The organism is Brachybacterium atlanticum (genome assembly GCF_025669985.1).
Lineage (GTDB): Bacteria > Actinomycetota > Actinomycetes > Actinomycetales > Dermabacteraceae > Brachybacterium > Brachybacterium conglomeratum.
Map to the genome: position 1 here is coordinate 108,125 of NZ_JAKJJW010000003.1, position 18,233 is coordinate 126,357.

Sequence of the window (18,233 nt, forward strand, 5' to 3'; positions counted from 1 at the left end):
CTCGACGTTATAAGCGAATCTAATGCGGATGCAAGGTGGCGACTATGACACGTCACGTTGTGACACAGAGGCACCTCGGAAGGGACCCGCACGCATGAACTCCCGGCACAGCGCACCGACCCACACCAGCGCGGACGACACCCGCCGCGGCGCCCCGTCGCGCCTGGTGATGGTCGGCGGCGGGCCGCGCGCGATCGGCGTGCTCGAGCGGCTCGGCGCGAACGCCGGCGTGCCCGGGACCGCCGAGCGCCTCGCCCAGGCGCCGCTGCACGTGGACATCGTCGACCCGCACATGCCCGGCGCCGGACGGATCTGGCGGGCCGAGGAGAGCCCCCTGCTGCTGATGAACTCCCGCGCCGCGGACGTCTCGATCTTCACCGACGAGACCGTCGAGGCCGAGGGGCCCGTGGTCGCCGGTCCGTCGCTGGCCGAATGGGCCGACGGGATCCGCCGCGGCACCATCGCCGCGCCGACGGCCGGCACCGACCGACTCGCCGAGATCCACGCGCTGCAGCCGACGGACTTCGCCTCCCGGCGCGTCCAGGCGCTCTACCTCGAGTGGTTCTTCGGGCAGGTGCTCGCGGCGCTGCCCTCGACCGTGTCCGTGACCGTGCACCGCACCACCGCGACGGCAGTGCGCGCGGGCGACGGTCCCGCGACCTGGAACGTCGAGCTCGAGGACCGCGCCCCTCTGCGCGCCGACCTGCTGCTGCTGGCCGCCGGCCACACCGACTCCCGCCCGAACGCCGCCCGCCACGAGCTCGCCGCCTTCGCCCGCCGTCACGGCGGCACCTATCTCGGCCCCTCCCAGGCCTCCGACGCGCAGGTCGAGCTGCTCGGCGCCGGGCAGGACGTGATCGTGCGCGGCATGGGACTCGCGTTCATCGACCTCATGGCGCTGCTGACCGAGGGGCGCGGCGGCCGCTTCGTCCCCGCCGCCGAGGCGGAGAGCGCAGGCGAGGACGCGGCCGCCGGTCTGCGAGGCCGCCTGGACTACCTCCCCTCCGGCGAGGAGCCCCGGCTCTGGGTCGGCTCCCGCCGCGGCGTCCCGTACCACTCGAAGGTGCGCGACGAGGGCGCCCCGACCGGGCTCGGCGAGCTCGTGCACGTCACCCCTGCGAACCTCCGCGCCCTCGAGGACGAGCACGGCCTGCTCGACTTCCGCGCCGACGTGCTGCCGCTGATCGCCGCCGAGATCGCCCACCAGGTCCCCGGAGCGCCTCTCGCGCAGGAGGGGGAGGAGCCGCTGGCCTGGCTCGACGAGCCGCTCTCCGATCTCGGCGCGACCACGCTGCCCGAGGCCGCGCAGCAGGCCACGCGCGATGCCGTCGTCGGCCACATCGAGGCGGACCTGCGCGACCGCATCGGCGGCGAGGTCACCGCCGCCCGCACCCTCTTCCAGCTGTTGCTGCGCCTGCACGGCGTGCTGGTGGACCAGCTTCCCGCGACCCGCGTGCGCGGCGGCGCCCGCGGCGACTACCCCCGCTGGTGGCACTCGCTGTTCAGCTTCGTCGACTCCGGCCCGCCCCCGCACCGCCTCCAGCAGCTGCTCGCCCTCGAGCGCGCGGGCATCATCCGCTTCCTCGGACCGGGCCTGCGGGTCACGGCCGACGAGACCAGCGGCCGGTTCCGCGCCCGCGGCGCCACCGGCGTCGGTGTCGAGGCCGGCGCGCTCGTGGACGCCTTCCTGCCCGAGCCCTCGCTGCAGGAGTCGACCAACCCGCTGCTGCGCGACCTGGTCACGGGCGGCGACGCCGCCCTCGGGCGGGAGTCCGCCGCCTCGCCCGGCGCCCTCGACACCGACGCCCGCCACCGCGTGATCGGCCCCGACGGGACGGCGCGCGAGCAGCTGTGGGCCGTCGGCCCCTGGACCTCCGAGCTGCCCATCGCCGCCTTCGCCCGCCCGCACACCAACGCCCCCTGCCACCGCCACAACGACGCCCTCGCCCGCGAGCTGCTCGAGACCGCGCTGAGCGGAAACGCTCCCCGGCCGGAGGCCGAGGAGCCCGAGGGAGGGGAGGCCGACCGCGGCATCCCGGTGCTCGCCCCTGTCGCCGTCCGCGCCCCGCACACCCCGCGGCTCGGCGTGCTCGGCCCGGGCAAGATCGGCTCGGCCCTGACCCGCACGGCGCTGCGCCGCGGGCTCGAGGTCGCCGTCACCGGCCGCTCCGCCCCGCCCGCGCTCGCCGCGAAGCTCCCCGGCGCCTGCCACGTCGGCCTCCAGGATCTCGCCGCGACCAGCGACGTCATCGCCCTGACCCTGCCGCTGCACGTCGCGCTGACCCTCGAGGCGGGCGCCCTGCAGGGCGCGGTCGTGGTCGATGCGACCAACCCCTGGGGCGAGGCCGACGCGGCCGCCGTCGAGGCCGCGCGCGCCGAGCTCGGCGACCACGCCGGCGAGCTCTCCACGAGCGAGCTGCTCGCCGCGCGCCTGCCCGGCGCGCACGTGGTGAAGACCCTGAACCACATCGGCTACCACGACGTCGAGGAGCACGGCCGCGACCACGGCGACCCGTCCCGTCGGGCGATCGCGCTCGCCGCCGACGACGACCGGGCCGCGGAGCTCGTCACCGCGCTGCTGCACCGCCTCGGCTACGAGCCCGTGCACCTCGGCGCCCTCGCCGCCGGCCGCGACCTCGAACCGGGCGAGGCCCTGTTCAGCGGCTGGTTCACCTCCGCCGAGCTCGACCTCCGCCGCGCCGAGCAGGTCCGCGCCGCCTGAACGGTCGTCGGCCGGCAGCGTCGCGGCATGATCACGTGCCACGTCCGTTATGAGATCGACCCCGCGCAGATCGAGGCCTTCGAGCGGTTCGCCATGCGATGGATGGAGCCTGTCGACCGACACGGCGCCACCCACCACGGCTACTTCCTGCCCGCGGAGGGTGCCCTCCTGCCCTCGACCGAGTCGGAGGTCAGCCGCTCCTGAGCTCCTTATCCAGCCAGCCGTGCGTCTCGATGGCGGGGCGGGTGGTCCTGGTGGCCGGGGGCGGCCATCGAGACGTGGTTCTGTGTCGTTATCGAGGGCTATAGCGACACAGGATCAGGTCTCGGTGGGTGGGGTGCTCGAGTCCGGGCCGACGGGCCGGGCCGCACAGGGTAGGCGGGCGGGCCGACCGGAGGTGCGGAGGTCAGGCCCCGGCGGCGCGGGCGACGGCGTCGGCGAGCACCACGTCCCCGAGCCCGGAGCCGAGGTTCTGTGCGACGACCAGGCCGCCCGGCCGGCCCTCCCGCAGCAGGTCTCCGGTCGACCCGGTCGCCCGGGGGTAGTCCTCGCCGTGCTTCAGCGGCCGCAGCGACTCGAACTGCTCGACGTCGTCGGCGACGACCGTGCCGGTGCGGGAGATCTCGGCGCCGGCGACCGAGGCGTAGTCGATCGGCAGCAGCGTCGCGTCGGCGGCGACCTCGCCCGGGCGCAGCGCCGCGTCGCTCAGCCCGATCGGCAGGGCGCTGATCACGACCCCCGCGCCTGCGAGCGCGTCGGCCCGGTCGGTCGCGGTGCGCAGCTCGAGGCCGGGCGTGTGCCCGGCGCACCAGGCGGCGAGCTCCCGGAGGGCCTCGGGGCGCCGGCCCCACACGGCCAGAGGGCCCCGACCCAGCGCCTCGATCACCCGGGCGTGGGAACGTGCCTGCACGCCGGTGCCGACGAAGGTGATCGGCCGGTCGTCCAGCGCAAGGCTCGCGCCGGTCACGGCCGCAGTGCGCTGGGCGGTGAGCTCGGCGGCGTCCATCGTGGCGCGGGTCGAGCCGTCGGCCGCGGAGAGCGCCATCAGCCCGCCGATCATCTCCCGGCCCCGCCCACGGTTCGACGGGGTGACCGTCACCCACTTGATGCCCAGCAGTCCGCGCTCCGGCCAGGCGGCGGGCATCGCGTTCGCGAAGCCGCCCTCCTCATGGACGACCTGGGTCTTCGGTGTCACCGAGGCGGAGCCGTCGACGAGGGCGAGCAGGGTCTCGCGCATGAGCGCGACCTGCTCGGCGGGGGTGGGGAGGAGCGTGCTGACCTGGGCGTCGTCGAGGTGGATCACGCTTCGACGGTATCGCGGGGCGTGAGGCCGCCCCCTTGCCGCGTTCGGGGTCCGGGACCGGGGGCGACCGTCGTGCGAAGAATGTCTACCCTGTGAGAATGATGAATCAGTGGGGGAACGACGCGCACGGGCCGGGCGGGGACCCGTCCTGGCTCGGGGGCAAGGACCGCGGGGGACCGGGCACGGGGGTGGATGGTGCCGGGACGGCGGAGAGCAGGCCCGGACCGCTGCCGAGCGGGGACAGCACCTGGTCCTCGGACTTCGACACGCGCAGCTCGTCCCGTCGCGCTGACCAGGACTTCGGCCCGAGCTCCGCGGACTCGGCCCCGCAGCACGCCGGGCCCCGCTTCGGCGAGTTCGGGGACGACGCTCGCGAGAGGGCCGAGCGCCGGTACGAGGAGTGGGAGTCCGGCGGCAGTCCCGACCCCGAGGTCCGCAACAGGGCGGTCGAGGTGGGCAAGGCCCTGGTCAAGGCGATCCCGACCGTCGTGTTCCTCGTCATCTTCTTCGGGTTCTTCGCCAGGAACGAGTTCTTCCGTGACAACTTCAGCTTCGGGTGGATCGCCCTCGTGGTGCTGGTTCCGATGCTGGCCAACGTGATCAAGTCCTTCCGGAAGTAGCCGCGGCCGGCCGGGCGTCGAGCCGGCCGACCGACGGGCCGGGACGGCGCTGAGCAGGTCGGCTGCGTGGCCGACCGAGCAGCCGGCGGAGAGGTCAGCCGGCCAGGCGGTACCAGGCGCCGTCGGCCGAACGCTCCAGCACGCCCGAGTCCACGGCGTCGCGCCGCACGAGCGCCACGTCGGCCGCGAACATCGCGATCGCGGCGTTCAGCTCCGACTCGCCGAGGCTGCGCTCCGGCCCGACCCGCTCGAACACGATTCGCGCGATCCTGCCGCTGACCTCGCGGGACTCCTCGGTCTTCACCGGGATGCCGTCCAGTCGCGGCACCTCGAGGATCGCCCGGTCCGAGCGCATCAGCGCGAGCGAGTCCGCGATCCGACGCAGCGCCGGGACGTCCGCCGTGCCGTCCTCGCCGAGCCAGTCCAGGCGCGAGAGCGGCCCGCGCACCGAGGGGTCCTCGACCGGTCCGTCCCCGGCGAGCAGGCGTCCGAGTCCGCGGCGCAGCTTCTCGGCGGAGAGCAGGGCGACGAGCTGCCGGGCGCGGCCCAGCTCGGCGGGGTGGTCCAGGGCGGTGGTCATGGGTCCTCCTTCTCGACGCGCTCCAGGGTGGCACGAGACCGTGTGATCTCGGCGACTGGGCGCCTTTCCGAGGTGCGGTTGTCGCACCGGTCGGAGATGCTTCAAGCATTGACGAGCAGGTGCTCTCGAGAGGAACGAATCAGGTGGTCATGGGCAGGTTCAGCGGGTCGCGTCGGGGTCGGATCGCGAGCGTCGGAGAGGAGGGGCGTCGGCCGCGGCGTGCGCGGAGCCTGGGCCTCGCCCTCAGCGCCATTCTCGCGGGGACCCTGCTCACCGGCTGCCACGACGGCAGCGGCGAGGGCACCGTGGTGCGCGTGATCGACGGTGACACCCTGGTCGCGGTCGTCGCTGGGGAGGAGACCACGATCCGCCTGCTCAACATCGACACCCCCGAGACGAAGCACCCCGACCTGCCCGTGCAGTGCCTGGGCCCCGAAGCGACGGATTTCCTCGCCGAGCGGCTCCCGGCCGGCACCGAGATTGAGCTCGAGTACGACGAGGAGCGGCTGGACCGCTACGACCGCACCCTCGCGGGTGTGTACGAGTCGGGCTCGCTGGTCAACGCCGAGATCGCCGCGGAGGGACTCGGCGTGCCGGTCTACTTCGAGCCCAACGACCGCTTCCTGCCCGAGGTCGAGGAGGCCGCGGCGACCGCGCAGTCCGAGGGGCTCGGTCTCTTCTCCGCCGCGACCGAGTGCACCGTCCCCGCACAGGTCGAGTCCCTCGGCGCCGCGGCCGACGAGATCCCGCAGACGGTCGCGGGCGACCCCGCCCAGGCGCTCGCCGACGCGACGACGCTGGTCGAGGGCGCGGAGGCGCTCGTCGATGCGCTCGACGCGGACGTGCTCGCGACCGGCCCGAACGCCGTTCTCGCCCTGCCGCTGGTCGCCCCCTTCCTCGGCGGGCAGCGGAAGGCCGCCGACGAGGTGCGCGAGCGCGCCGTCGAGGGGCGTGACCGGGTGCAGGGCCTCAAGGACGACTGGGACGAGGAGCAGGAGCGGCTGCGCGAGCAGAAGGAGCGCGAGGAGCGGGAGCGGCAGGAGCGCGAGCGGATCGAGCGGGAGGAGCAGGAGCGCGAGCGGATCGAGCGGGAGGAGCAGGAGCGCGAGGAGCTGGAGCGTCGCGAGCGGGAAGCGGCACCGGCCGCGGACTCGTCCGACGAGGAGACAGTCTCCGGCGCGACGAGCTCGGGCAGCGGCAGCGGCTCGGGGTCCGACGGGAAGTCCGGCTCCGGGGGCGGGTCCTCGAGCTCTGGCGGTTCGAACTCCGGCGGCGGCAACTCGGGCGGCGGCGCTTCCGGCGGTGACTCGTCCGGCGGCGGCAGCTCGGGCAGCGGGAAGTCCGGTGGCGGGAAGTCCGGCTGTGAGCCCTACGGCCCGGAGATCCCCTACTCGGACGACGGCGGCTACACCGGCAAGCGCTACGGCATGCCCGGCGGCAAGACCTTCCGCAAGTGCAGCTGACCGGCACGTTCGCCACCTGACGGTGACGGCGGCTCGCCGCGGCCGTCCCCGTCGATCCCGGGCCGTCTCCCCGGCCAGCGCCGGGCCGGCGCGTCCCGGTCCCTCCTTCCCGTGCTGATCGCCTCGTCCCGCTCAGACTGTGGATGTGATGGCTTGGTGGCGGGTTTCTGTGATCGCTCAGTGGCGGTGCAGGCGCGGTCAGGTGTCGGCCGTGGTGCGGCGCAGCTCGCGGTAGATGGTGGTGCGGGAGACATTGAACAGCTCGGCCAGCTCGGCTTGGGTGTGCTCACCGGCGGCGTGCAACGTCAGCAGGTGCTTGCGCTGAGAGGGCGAGAGCTTGGGCTTCTTGCCTTTGAGTTTGCCCTTGGATCTGGCGATGGCCATGCCCTCGCGGGTGCGCAGGCGGATGAGGTCCGCCTCAAACTCGGCCACCATGCCGAGCACGTTGAACAGCAACCGGCCGACGGCGTCGTTGGGGTCGTAGACGCTGCCTCCGAGACTGAGCGCCACTCCCTTGATGGTGAGCTCGTCGGCGATGTCCCTCGCGTCCGGGAGCGAGCGGGCCAGCCGGTCGAGCTTGGTCACCACCAGGGTGTCCCCATCCCGGGTCGCGGCCAGTGCCTCGCGCAGCCCGGGCCGGGCGCGGGTCGTTCCCGTGAGGCCGTGGTCGAAGTAGACGTTCTTGTTCTCGACTCCGAGGCGCTCGAGTGCTTCCCGTTGGGCGGAGAGGTCTTGCTCGAGAGTCGAGACGCGCGCGTAGCCGACATGCATGTCCCCATTGTTGCAGTTGCCCTCCCCTCACCGCCCATGTCACCGTACGGGTCTTGCGTACATGACGATCCCTCATAAAAAGTCGTCGAGGAGTAAGCTCGCACGACGTACGGTGAAGGATCCCCTTACGGGCATGCGATCTGGGCTGACGCCTGTGACCGAGTGTTCAGTGCGCGCTGTATAGTTCAGTCCATGCTGACTATTGCTTCGCGTCTCGACGTGATGAACCGCCTGGGTCGTGCACTGGCCGACCCCACTCGATCCCGGATCATCTTGACCCTGCTCGACCATCCCGCTTACCCGGCGGAACTGGCCCGAGATCTGGACCTGACACGCCCGAACGTGTCCAACCACCTGGCATGCCTGCGCGATTGCGGGATCGTCGTCTCCGAGCCCGAGGGTCGTCGGACACGATATGAGATCGCCGATTCGCACCTGGCGCAGGCGCTGACGGCACTGGTCGATGCCACCCTGGCAGTGGACGAAGACGCCCCGTGCATCGATCCCGCCTGCTCGCTTCCCGGATGCGACGCAGCTGGGGAGGGCGCATGATCCTCACCTCGGTCTTGCAGGCGATGGGCCTGTTCGCAGCGACCAACATCGACGACATCATCGTGCTCTCCCTCTTCTTCGCGCGAGGGGCAGGCCAGCGCGGCACTACCGCCCGCATTCTGGCCGGCCAGTACCTCGGATTCGCCGGCATCCTCGGTGCCGCGGTCCTGGTGACCATCGGTGCCGGAGCATTCCTGCCCTCGGCAGCCATCCCGTACTTCGGTCTCATCCCTCTGGGCCTCGGCCTCTGGGCCGCATGGCAGGCCTGGCGCGGAGACGATGACGACGATGACGACGAGGCCAAGGTTGCCGGCAAGAAGGTCCGCGTGTGGACAGTCGCAGGCGTCACCCTTGCCAACGGCGGCGACAACATCGGCGTCTACACCCCTGTCTTCCTCAGCGTGGAACCTCTCGCAGTAGTCGCCTACTGCATCGTCTTCCTCGCGCTCGTCGCGGTCCTGGTGGCCCTGGCAAAGTTCGTCGCCACCCGCCCCCCGATCGCCGAAGTGCTCGAACGCTGGGAGCACATCCTCTTCCCCATTGTTCTCATCGGCCTCGGCATCGTGATCCTCGTCAGCGGCGGAGCCTTCGGACTCTGACGTAGCGGCAGCGATCCAAACGGCCCCGACCGGGCGCACCCCTCTCGGTTCAGACCGCGACACCTACCTGCAGCCAGTCCTGCGTGATCGCGGCAACAAGACCGCCACGGAGCGCTGCAAAAACCCCGCCACCAAGCGAACGAAGCCACACGCTCAGACATCCACGTCTCGGCGGCTCCCCGGGACGGGACGGGCCGCTGACAGCGCGGCGCGGGGGAGTTGTTCGACGAAACGTGCCACGAATCTGGCACGTTTCGTCGAACAACTCCGGGAGAGTCGTGCAGCGGGGTGCGCACGGCCCGTCCGCGGGAGGGGTGCTCTGACAGGTCCTCCCATCGCGGCGCGGGCGGCGCGAGGGTGGGGGCATCGGGCGAGCGACGCCCGCACCATCGCAGCAGGAGGAGCACCGCATGGAGTACGTGAAGCTGGGCCGCACCGGACTGGACGTGTAGCGGCTGTGCCTGGGCACGATGGGTTTCGGCAGCGCCGAGCGCTGGATCCACAAGTGGGTCCTGGAGGAGGACGACTCCCGCCCCGTCATCAAGCACGCCCTCGACGCAGGCATCAACTTCTTCGACACCGCGAACGTGTACTCGATCGGCCGCAGCGAGGAGATCGTGGGCAAGGCCCTGGTCGACTACGCGAACCGCGACGAGATCGTGCTGGCCACGAAGGTGCACGGGACGATGCACGAGGGCCCCAACGGCGGCGGGCTCTCCCGCAAGGCGATCCTCGCCGAGGCGGAGGCGAGCCTGCGCCGGCTCGGCACCGACTACATCGACCTGTACATCATCCACCGCTGGGACCACACCGTCCCGATCGAGGAGACGATGCAGGCGCTGGATGACCTGGTCCGCTCGGGGAAGGTCCGCTACCTCGGGGCCTCGGCCATGTTCGCCTGGCAGTTCCTGCAGGCGCAGCACGTCGCCGAGGTGAACGGCTGGACGAAGTTCGTCTCGATGCAGAACCACTACAACCTCCTCTACCGCGAGGAGGAGCGGGAGATGATGCCGCTGCTGCGCGAGCTCGGCGTCGCCTCCACGCCCTACAGCCCGCTCGCCGCCGGCCGCCTCACCCGTGACTGGGATGCGGACACCGAGCGGGCCCGCACCGACCAGACGGCGAAGTCGAAGTACGACTCCACCGAGGACACCGACCGCGCCATCGTCGAGCAGGTCGCGAAGATCGCCGCAGACCGCGGCGTGGAGCGCGTCCACGTGGCGCTGGCCTGGCTGCTCGCGAAGAACCCGGTCGTCTCCCCGATCATCGGCGCGACCAGGACCTCGCACATCGACGGCGCGCTCGGCGCGCTCGACCTCGAGCTCACGGCCGACGAGATCGCCGCGCTCGAGGCGCCCTACGCCCCGCACAGGGTCGTCGGCGCGCTCGCCCCGGGGGAGTCCACCCTCGGCGGGCGCGCGAAGACCCGCTGAGCCGAAGCCCGGAGCCCCGGGACCCAGGTCAGCGTGTCCTGTACTACCATCTGGCGGGTCAGGGCACGGTGGAGGAAGGACCGCAGTTGTCGTCATCGATGCAGCGCTCGGCGGTCGCCGCATGAGCACCGCCGCTCTCCTGCTGCTCCTGCTCTCCGGGATCTTGCTCTTCGCCACGATCATCGCCATCTACGCGACGGTCGTGACCTCGAAGAGCCGCGCGGTGCCGGGCTGGGTCTGGGGTCTCGGAGCCGCGACCCTGCTCGTGGCGTTCGTCGCGGTGCTGCTGATGCGCTGAGCGCCGTCGGCGCCACAGCAGCGCCGCGACCGCGCTGCCGCCGAGCGCCACGATCAGATCCAGCGCGGTGTCGGCCGGGGCGATGTGCACGGCGGGGTCCACCCAGTGATGACCCGCCAGCTCCATCAGCTCCCAGACCACCGCGAGGACCGCGCCGGTCACGACCACCTCCGCCGCGGAGACCTCCCGGGAACGGACCACCCGCGCCACCAGCACGGCGAGCAGCCCGTTCAGCACGGTGTGCACCGGGACGTCCCACCAGGGGATCCGCTCGTAGAGCAGGAGGAACGAGCTGATCGCCGCGACCATGCAGGCCGCCGAGGTCGCCACCTCCCAGGCCAGCGGGAGGCGAGAGCGCCAGCCCACCACCTGCGCGAGCGCCACCAGCATCGCCACCGCGGCCTCCACCCCGTGCCCGGTCAGCGCGAGGCCCGCCGACAGGGCGAGCCCGGACCAGCGCACCGGCAGCAGGGCCACGGCGCGTGCCTGTCCGGCGGTCATCGCCCTCGACCCGGCGCGGTGAGCCTCGCCGCCCAGCGCTGCCACGGCCGCTCGAGACGCCAGTTGCGTCGCAGGGTGCGAGTCGCACGGCGCCACCGACGCAGCGGATCGTGGCCGACCCGCAGCGCCCGGGCCGACATGCCCACCGCGACCGTCCGCGTCACCTGGACGCGCTGCCCCGGCCGTACCCGGAAGGACAGGTCCATGTCGTCATGCACCTCTGCGCTGCGGGAGGTCTCCTCCCGGACCTCGTGCCACCATGCGCGCCGCATCGACATGGTCGTGCCGAACGCCGGGAAGTGCCCCAGCGCCGCGGCGGTGCACAGCAGGTACGTGCCGACGTAGAGACCCGAGAGGAGCTCCCCGAGAGGTGCGGGAATCCGGAAACGGCCGGGGCCGGTGACGAGCACGGTGCGGGGCCCCGACCGGACATGTGCGAGACGATGGGCGCCGAGCCATCCGGGCGAGGGTCGGCTGTCCGCGTCGCAGCGCACGATGAGGTCCCCGCGGGCGACGTCGTAGCCCGCGGCGGCGGCCGCGGCGATGCTCGGAGGGGGAAGGGTCAGCACGATGCAGCCCGCGGCTCGGGCCACCGCTGCGGAGCCGTCGCACGAGCCGTTGTCCACCACTATGATCTCGAGCGCGGGCTCCCGCTGCTGCGCGAGGGCCTCCAGGAGACCTCGCAGCTCGGCGGCGTCGTCGCGAACGGGCACGACGACCGAGCAGCTGCGGGGCTCGGTGTCGGCGGGGGACTCCACATCGCAGAACGCTACCCGTGCTTCCGGGGCGGATCCTGGCAGCGCTCGCCCGGGCGGCCGATCTCCCGGCCGGGTGTCGGCCCTCACGGCGATCTCGGCCGTCCCGCTCTACAGTGGAGGCGTCATGTGCCGACTCTTCGCCCTCCATTCCGACCAGCCCATCACCGCCGACTTCTGGCTGCTGGACGCCCCCTACTCCCTGCTCAGCCAGTCCCGCTTCAACGCCGACGGGACGGGGCTGGGCTGGATCGACGAGCACGGTGCCCCGCAGGTCGCGAAGAAGCCCGTGGCCGCCTACGCCTCCGAGCGCTTCGGACAGATCGCCACCGCGGTGCGGTCCCGCGCGATGATCGCGCACGTACGGCTCTCCTCCGGCACCGGGCACAGCGACGAGAACACCCACCCCTTCCTGCAGGACGGGATCCTCTCCGCCCACAACGGGGTGCTCGAGGTGACCGAGCAGATGAAGGAGCGGGTGCGCGCGCTCGGCGCCGCACATCACGTCCGCGGCGTCACCGACAGCGAGTGGATGGCCGCGCTGATCACCGGGGAGGTCGCCGCGCACGGCGGCGACCTGCGCGGCGGCGTCGTCGCGGCGCTGGACTGGATCGCGCGGAACGTGCCCGTCTACTCGGTGAACGTGCTGGTGCTGAAGGACGAGGAGCTGATCGCGGTGCGCCTGCCCGCCACCAACGAGCTGTGGGTGCTGGAGCGCGAGGCGACCACGTCCGCGCCCCGCGAGGCGCTGGACCAGTCCTCCGCCACGCTGCGCACCCGCAGCGAGGACCTCGCCGGCATCGACTCGGTGGTGATCGCCTCCGAGCCGATGGACGATGACCCCGCCTGGCGTCTCATGGACTCCGGCGAGCTGCTGCACCTCGCGGCCGACGGCTCCATGCACCGCGAGCGCCCCTTCGGCCCGCTCGCCCAGCCGCTGGCGCTGGAGGACCTCGGCCTCTCCGCCGCCGCGTCCCAGGCGCACGCCGCCCAGGACCAGGCGCAGCAGGAGCGTCGCCGCCGCCTCGCCGAGCGCGCCGCATGAGCGGGGCGAGCTCCGAGCCGGCCGGCGCTGCCGCGCCCGACAGCACCCCCGACGCCGCACCGTCGGCCACCCTTGCGACGGCGTACCACCGCCTCGCGACCCTCCGCCCCGCCTGGTCCCGGCCTGCGAAGCCGCTGCTCAGCCTCGGCGCGGCCCTCCTCGCCTATGTGGTGCTCAGCTCCGTCGTGCTGGTCACCGCGGTGCTGCTGCTCGCGGTGGTGCCCGGCGTGAACATCGCCCGTGGCGTCACCAGCGGCGACCCGACCAGCCCCCTGGACGTCGGCCTGGCGCTGGCGATGGGCGCGATGTGGCTGCCGGCGGGGATCGTCGGCGTGCGCGTGGGCGGCTGGCGACCGCTCGGCACCGCCTGGTCGGTCGCGGCCCGTCTGCGCCCGGACCGCTCCCTGCTGATCGCCGGAGCCGGGGGAGGGCTCGCGGTGGTCGTGCTCGCCGCGCTCGCCGGCATGCTCGCCGGAGCCCCCGACGCCGCCGGGTCCGGCGCCTCGATCCCGCAGCTGCTGCTGGTGGTGCTGCTGGTGCTGGTCCTCGCCCCGGTGCAGGCGATCGGACTCGAGCTGAGCCTGCGCGGCACCGTGATGCAGGCGCTCGGCACCTGGCTGCGCAGCCCCGCCCTGCCCGTCCTCGCCGGCACCGCCGTGATGCTGATCGGCCGGGATCTCACCCCGGCTGTGCTGCTTCCCGCGCTCGCCCTCGGCCTCAGCGCCGGAGCGCTCGCCTGGAAGACGGGCGGGCTCGAGCTGCCGATCGCGCTGACCACCATGCTCACCGTCCTCGCGCACCTGGTCGGGGCCGTTGGCGCGGGCAGCGGCGCGGGCGCCGGCGTCGGCGCCGTCGGGGCGGCCGCCGCGGCACCGGGCACCTCCGCCGCCGCGCTCTCCGTCCCCGCCGCGAGCGCGCCAGAGGCGGCGCTCGCCGGCGGGATCACGGGCGCGATCGCGCTGCTGCTGCTCACCGGCCTGCTCGTGGTGTGGATCGGCCGACGTGAGGGCGTGCGCCTGCTCCAGCCCGTCACCCGGCCTGCAGGCCAGGAGGCCCCCGACCCGGTGCACATCTGAGGCATCGGCCCCACCGGCTACGGTCGAGCCATGAGCGACCTCGCTGCCACCCCCGCCGACCACCTCCTCCTGCTGCCGCTGCGCCAGCGGATCCTGGAGCAGCGCCTGGGCGTGCGCGTCCTGCACCTGCACCGCACGGGCCGTCCCGAGCTCTCCCACCGATTCGTCGAGGACACCGTCGAGAACGTCTACTCGGTCTCGAAGACCGTCACCGCCCTCGCCGTCGGGATCGCACAGGCCGAGGGGCTGCTGCAGGTCCAGGACCTGCTCACAGACCACCTGCCCGCCCCGACCGGCGGGTACGGGCAGGGCGTGGACGAGGTGCGGCTGCGGCACCTGCTGACCATGACCTCCGGCTCCCCGGTGCTCGGCTTCCTCGACGCCGAGCGCGAGCACGAGAACCTCACCGCCCACCTGCTCGCCACCGACCTCACCGCCGCGCCGGGCGAGCGGTTCGAGTACTCCAACGGCTCGATCTTCCTGCTCGCCCGCGTGATCGAGGAGCGCACCGGGCAGACCCTGCGCGACTGGCTGATGCCGCGCCTGTTCGCACCGCTCGGGATCCTGAACCCGCAGTGGTTCACCACCCGTGACGGCCACACCTGGGGCGCGACCGGCCTGCACCTGAAGAGCGGTCAGCTCGCCCGCCTCGGCCGCCTCCTCCTGGACCGCGGCGCCCACGAGGGCGCCCGGCTCGTCCCGGCCGACTGGATCGACGCCCTCCACGCCGAGGGCACCTGGGTCACGACCGGCGACCCCGAGCCGGAGGCCGCCCGTTACGGCTTCGGGGTCTGGGACTGCACGGCCGACGGGGCCTGGCGGGCCGACGGTGCCTACGGCCAGTTCCTGCTGGTCCTGCCCGCGCAGCAGGCCGTGCTCACCGTGACCTCTCACCTCGAGGGCCGCGCCGGCGCCGAGATCCTCCGCGCCGTGTGGGAGGAGCTGCTGCCGCTGCTGTGAACAGTCCGGCGCCGCCCTCCGGTGCGTGCCGCGAGGGACGACCCTGCCGCGACCGGCGCGGCCCGTTGCCTGAGCCGCGCCCCAGGCGCGCACCGGTAGGTTTGTCCCCATGGATCCTTCCGTCCTCCTGAACATCGCCCTCGTGCTGCTCTTCGTGCTGATCGGCGGCGTGTTCGCGGGCACCGAGATGGCGATCGTGAATCTCCGCGAGTCGCAGATCGACCAGCTCGAGGAGTCCGGGCCCCGCGGCGCGAAGACCGCGACGATGGTCCGCGACCCCAACCAGTTCCTCTCCGCGGTGCAGATCGGCGTGACCGTCGCCGGGTTCTTCTCCTCCGCCTACGGCGCCGCCACGATCGCGCCGTCGCTCGTGCCGGTGCTGACCGGGCTGGGCCTGCCGGAGGCCACCGCCGGGACCGCCGCGCTGATCGGGATGACGCTGATCATCGCCTACCTCTCCCTCGTGCTCGGCGAGCTCGTCCCCAAGCGCCTGGCCATGCAGAACGCGCTGGCCATGACCAAGGTGGTCGGCCCGCCGCTGCACCTGTTCGGGCAGCTGATGCGCCCGGTGATCTGGCTGCTGTCGGCGTCGACCAACCTCGTCGTGCGCCTGCTGGGAGGCGACCCGGACGCGAACCGCGAGGCGGTCTCCGCCGAGGAGATCAAGGCGATGGTCCGCGACTCCGACGCTCTGGATCAGGCGGAGTCGCGGGTGCTGGCCGACGTGTTCGACGCCTCCGAGCGCACCGTCGTCGAGGTCATGCAGCCCCGTCACCAGGTCCACTTCCTCGACGGGCGTCAGAGCGTCGAGGAGAGCCGACAGGAGATCCGCGACACCGGCTTCTCCCGCTATCCCGTCACCGGCGACGACGTCGACGACGTGCTCGGCTTCGTGCACGTGCGCGACATGCTCCTGGTCGAGGACCCGGTCCGCACCCGCATGTCGGAGCTGGTGCGCCCCATCGAGCACATCCCGGGCACCGTGCAGGTGCTCTCGGCGCTGAACCGGATGCGCGCCCACGCCGACCAGATCGCCGTGGTCGTGGACGAGTACGGCGGCACCGACGGCATCGTCACCCTCGAGGACCTGCTCGAGGAGCTCGTGGGCGAGATCTACGACGAGTTCGATGCGAAGACCTGGCCCGCCCCCGGCGGCCTGGACAGCATCCTCGCGGCCGACGGCACCTTCGAGGGCGGCCTGATCCTGCAGGAGTTCGAGGCCGCGACCGACATCTCCCTGCCGGACACCGGCGGCTACGAGACCGTCGGCGGCTTCCTCATGGCGCAGCTGGGACGCATCCCCGAGGCCGGGGACATGGTCGCGATCGACGGCGGCACCCTCGAGGTCGCCGAGGTCGACGAGCGCCGGGTGAAGACGGTGCGCTTCATCCCGGGGACGCCCGCCGAGGGCGAGGTGCAGGCCGACGAGGAGACTCCCTCCGTCTGAGCCGGCGGGGCCCGCCCCCGCCGCGCCGCGCCTCCGCTGCCGCCCGCGCCGTTCCCGAGCCGATCGGTCGGGGCTCAGCCCTGCCCTCGGGGCATCTCGCGAGTAGGGTCGAGGACATGCACTCCGTCCCGGGACCGTGCTCCCGGGTACCCACACCTCGGGAGGACCTCTCATGGCTCGCAGCACCTTCGCCCAGCTTCTCGTCGCCCAGCTCCGCGACCTCGGCGTGGAGCGCATCTACGGGGTGGTCGGCGACTCGCTGAACCCCGTGGTCGACGCCGTCCGCACCACCGAGGGCATCGAGTGGGTGCACGTGCGCAACGAGGAGGCCGGCGCCTTCGCCGCGGGAGCCGAGGCCCGCCTGACCGGGAAGCTCGCCGTGTGCGCCGGCTCCTGCGGCCCGGGCAACACCCATATGATCCAGGGGCTGTACGACGCGCACCGCGACAACGCGCCGGTCCTCGCGATCGCCTCCCATATCCCCTCGGAGAAGATCGGCACCGGCTTCTTCCAGGAGACCCATCCCGAGCGGCTGTTCCAGGAGTGCTCCCACTTCTGTGAGATGGTCAACTCCGGCCCCCACGGCGCGACGATGCTGCACATCGCGATCCAGACCGCGATCGCGAAGAGCGGCGTCTCCGTGCTGGTGCTGCCCGGCGACGTCGCCGACCAGGGGGTCGACGCCCCGCTCACCCGGGATCTCGCCACCGAGCTCGGCGCGGTCCAGCCCGCCGCAGGCCCCGTCGGCCGTCTCGCCGAGCTGATCGACGACGCGGACACCGTGATGCTGTTCGCCGGCGCCGGGGTGCGCGGCGCCCGCGAGGAGGTTCTCGCGCTCGCCGAACGGGTCAAGGCGCCGATCGGCCACGCCTTCGGCGGCAAGGAGTGGATGCAGTACGACAACCCCTACGACGTGGGGATGAGCGGCCTGCTCGGCTACGGCGCCTGCTACGAGGCGATGCACGAGGCGGATCTCGTGATCCTGCTGGGCACCGACTTCCCCTACAGCGAGTTCCTGCCGCGCGAGAACGGCAAGGGGGCGCCGCGGATCGTGCAGATCGACGCCGACGCGTCCCGGCTGGGCCGCCGCGTGGGCCTCGACCTCGCCGTGCACGGCGACGTCGCGCTCACCCTCCAGGCGGTGCTGCCGCTGCTGACGTCCACCAAGGGGCACCGCTACCTGCACCGCCAGCTGAAGGCACACCACAAGGCGCTCTCCGGTGTGGTCGCCGCGTACACGAAGAACGTCGAGCGGATGACGCCCATCCACCCCGAGTTCGTCGCCGCGACTCTCGACGAGCTCGCCGACGACGACGCCGTGTTCACCGTGGACACCGGCATGTGCAACGTCTGGGGCGCCCGCTACATCACCCCCAACGGGAAGCGACGCGTGTTCGGCTCCTGGCACCACGGCACCATGGCCAACGCCCTCCCCCAGGCCATCGGCGCCTCGAAGGCGTTCCCCGGCCGGCAGGTGATCTCGATGAGCGGCGACGGCGGGCTCGGCATGCTGATGGGCGAGCTGCTGACCGTGAAGCTGCATGAGCTGGACACGAAGATCCTCGTGTTCAACAACTCGAGCCTGGGGATGGTGAAGCTCGAGATGCTGGTCGAGGGCCTGCCCGATCACGGCACCGACCACGAGGCCGTGGACTACGCCGCGATCGCCGAGGGCGTGGGCATCGGCGCGGTGCGCATCACAGAGCCGAAGAAGCTGAAGAAGCAGCTCGCCGCCGCGCTCGCGACCCCTGGCCCGGTGCTCATCGACGTGGTCACCGATCCCGACGCCCTCTCGATGCCCCCGAAGATCACCGCCCAGCAGATCCGCGGCTTCGCCACCGCCTCGACGAAGGTCGTGCTCGGCGGCGGGGTGGGGAGGATGGTCGACATGGCCGCGAGCAACCTGCGGAACATGCCGCGGTGACAGCGGCTCTCCCGCCGCGCTCGGCGACTCGGTCGATGCTGGTTCGGCGACCGGCAGGTGGACACCGGCACAGGGTCGGGCGAAGCGCCTGTTCGTGACGTGGTCGTGATGACATTCCGGTCGGTTGTGCACCGGTTTCACCTAATATGACCAGGCCCCCTCGAATGACCTCAGAAGAAGAGTT

General features: G+C 72.5%; 17 protein-coding genes. 12 read left to right on the forward strand and 5 right to left on the reverse strand.

Annotated elements, in window-relative coordinates; all coding sequences use genetic code 11:
• Positions 1 to 94: 94 nt before the first annotated feature.
• Entirely contained in the window at positions 95 to 2,722 is a 2,628-nt protein-coding gene (locus tag L3K22_RS02425; RefSeq protein ID WP_263309998.1) for an FAD/NAD(P)-binding protein, read from the forward strand.
• A gap of 27 nt (positions 2,723 to 2,749) precedes the next feature.
• Positions 2,750 to 2,926, forward strand: a complete 177-nt coding sequence (locus L3K22_RS02430) for an NIPSNAP family protein (RefSeq protein WP_083305963.1) — start codon at positions 2,750 to 2,752, stop codon at positions 2,924 to 2,926.
• Positions 2,927 to 3,128: 202 nt separating this feature from the next.
• Here L3K22_RS02430 and L3K22_RS02435 read toward each other — a convergent pair whose 3' ends face one another.
• Positions 3,129 to 4,025: an ornithine cyclodeaminase gene (locus tag L3K22_RS02435; protein ID WP_263309999.1), complete on the reverse strand. Its 897-nt coding sequence runs from the start codon at positions 4,023 to 4,025 to the stop codon at positions 3,129 to 3,131.
• A 98-nt stretch (positions 4,026 to 4,123) separates the two neighbouring features.
• Here L3K22_RS02435 and L3K22_RS02440 point away from each other — a divergent pair, with 98 nt between their 5' ends.
• Positions 4,124 to 4,645, forward strand: coding sequence for a hypothetical protein (locus tag L3K22_RS02440; protein ID WP_263310000.1), 522 nt, complete (start codon positions 4,124 to 4,126; stop codon positions 4,643 to 4,645).
• A gap of 94 nt (positions 4,646 to 4,739) precedes the next feature.
• Here the strand turns inward: L3K22_RS02440 and L3K22_RS02445 are convergent, their stop codons facing one another.
• Positions 4,740 to 5,225 (reverse strand): DUF2087 domain-containing protein, encoded by a 486-nt coding sequence (locus L3K22_RS02445; protein WP_259883738.1) that lies wholly within the window; start codon positions 5,223 to 5,225, stop codon positions 4,740 to 4,742.
• A gap of 149 nt (positions 5,226 to 5,374) precedes the next feature.
• Between L3K22_RS02445 and L3K22_RS02450 the strand changes: the two genes are divergently transcribed.
• On the forward strand, positions 5,375 to 6,688 hold the full coding sequence (locus tag L3K22_RS02450; protein ID WP_263310001.1) for a thermonuclease family protein: 1,314 nt from the start codon (positions 5,375 to 5,377) through the stop codon (positions 6,686 to 6,688).
• A gap of 198 nt (positions 6,689 to 6,886) precedes the next feature.
• On the opposite strand, the gene L3K22_RS02455 is transcribed toward L3K22_RS02450, so the two are convergent.
• Positions 6,887 to 7,459, reverse strand: a complete 573-nt coding sequence (locus L3K22_RS02455; protein WP_010551803.1) for a recombinase family protein — start codon at positions 7,457 to 7,459, stop codon at positions 6,887 to 6,889.
• Positions 7,460 to 7,651: 192 nt separating this feature from the next.
• Here L3K22_RS02455 and cmtR point away from each other — a divergent pair, with 192 nt between their 5' ends.
• From cmtR to L3K22_RS02470, 3 genes are all read left to right on the forward strand, one after another.
• Positions 7,652 to 8,011, forward strand: a complete 360-nt coding sequence (cmtR, locus tag L3K22_RS02460; protein WP_006590980.1) for a Cd(II)/Pb(II)-sensing metalloregulatory transcriptional regulator CmtR — start codon at positions 7,652 to 7,654, stop codon at positions 8,009 to 8,011.
• Positions 8,008 to 8,610, forward strand: a complete 603-nt coding sequence (locus tag L3K22_RS02465; protein WP_070501740.1) for a cadmium resistance transporter — start codon at positions 8,008 to 8,010, stop codon at positions 8,608 to 8,610. Before cmtR ends, L3K22_RS02465 begins: the two co-directional genes overlap by 4 nt.
• Positions 8,611 to 9,065: 455 nt before the next feature.
• Positions 9,066 to 10,043, forward strand: a complete 978-nt coding sequence (locus tag L3K22_RS02470) for an aldo/keto reductase (RefSeq protein ID WP_263310020.1) — start codon at positions 9,066 to 9,068, stop codon at positions 10,041 to 10,043.
• A 58-nt stretch (positions 10,044 to 10,101) separates the two neighbouring features.
• Here the strand turns inward: L3K22_RS02470 and L3K22_RS02475 are convergent, their stop codons facing one another.
• Entirely contained in the window at positions 10,102 to 10,842 is a 741-nt protein-coding gene (locus L3K22_RS02475; protein ID WP_259881916.1) for a DUF2238 domain-containing protein, read from the reverse strand.
• On the reverse strand, positions 10,839 to 11,600 hold the full coding sequence (locus tag L3K22_RS02480; protein ID WP_070500903.1) for a glycosyltransferase family 2 protein: 762 nt from the start codon (positions 11,598 to 11,600) through the stop codon (positions 10,839 to 10,841). The genes L3K22_RS02475 and L3K22_RS02480 overlap by 4 nt, the downstream gene beginning before the upstream one ends.
• Positions 11,601 to 11,724: 124 nt before the next feature.
• Here L3K22_RS02480 and L3K22_RS02485 point away from each other — a divergent pair, with 124 nt between their 5' ends.
• The 5 genes from L3K22_RS02485 (at position 11,725) to L3K22_RS02505 (ending at position 18,049) form a co-directional block, all read left to right on the forward strand.
• On the forward strand, positions 11,725 to 12,642 hold the full coding sequence (locus L3K22_RS02485) for a class II glutamine amidotransferase (protein ID WP_263310002.1): 918 nt from the start codon (positions 11,725 to 11,727) through the stop codon (positions 12,640 to 12,642).
• The gene (locus L3K22_RS02490) at positions 12,639 to 13,718 is read left to right on the forward strand and encodes a CPBP family glutamic-type intramembrane protease (RefSeq protein ID WP_263310003.1); all 1,080 of its coding nucleotides are present in this window, start codon (positions 12,639 to 12,641) and stop codon (positions 13,716 to 13,718) included. Before L3K22_RS02485 ends, L3K22_RS02490 begins: the two co-directional genes overlap by 4 nt.
• A 30-nt stretch (positions 13,719 to 13,748) precedes the next feature.
• On the forward strand, positions 13,749 to 14,678 hold the full coding sequence (locus tag L3K22_RS02495; RefSeq protein ID WP_263310004.1) for a serine hydrolase domain-containing protein: 930 nt from the start codon (positions 13,749 to 13,751) through the stop codon (positions 14,676 to 14,678).
• 109 nt (positions 14,679 to 14,787) lie between these two features.
• Complete coding sequence (locus L3K22_RS02500) at positions 14,788 to 16,125, forward strand: hemolysin family protein (RefSeq protein ID WP_263310005.1); 1,338 nt, start codon at positions 14,788 to 14,790, stop codon at positions 16,123 to 16,125.
• Positions 16,126 to 16,297: 172 nt separating this feature from the next.
• Complete coding sequence (locus L3K22_RS02505; RefSeq protein WP_263310006.1) at positions 16,298 to 18,049, forward strand: pyruvate dehydrogenase; 1,752 nt, start codon at positions 16,298 to 16,300, stop codon at positions 18,047 to 18,049.
• Positions 18,050 to 18,233: the final 184 nt, after the last annotated feature.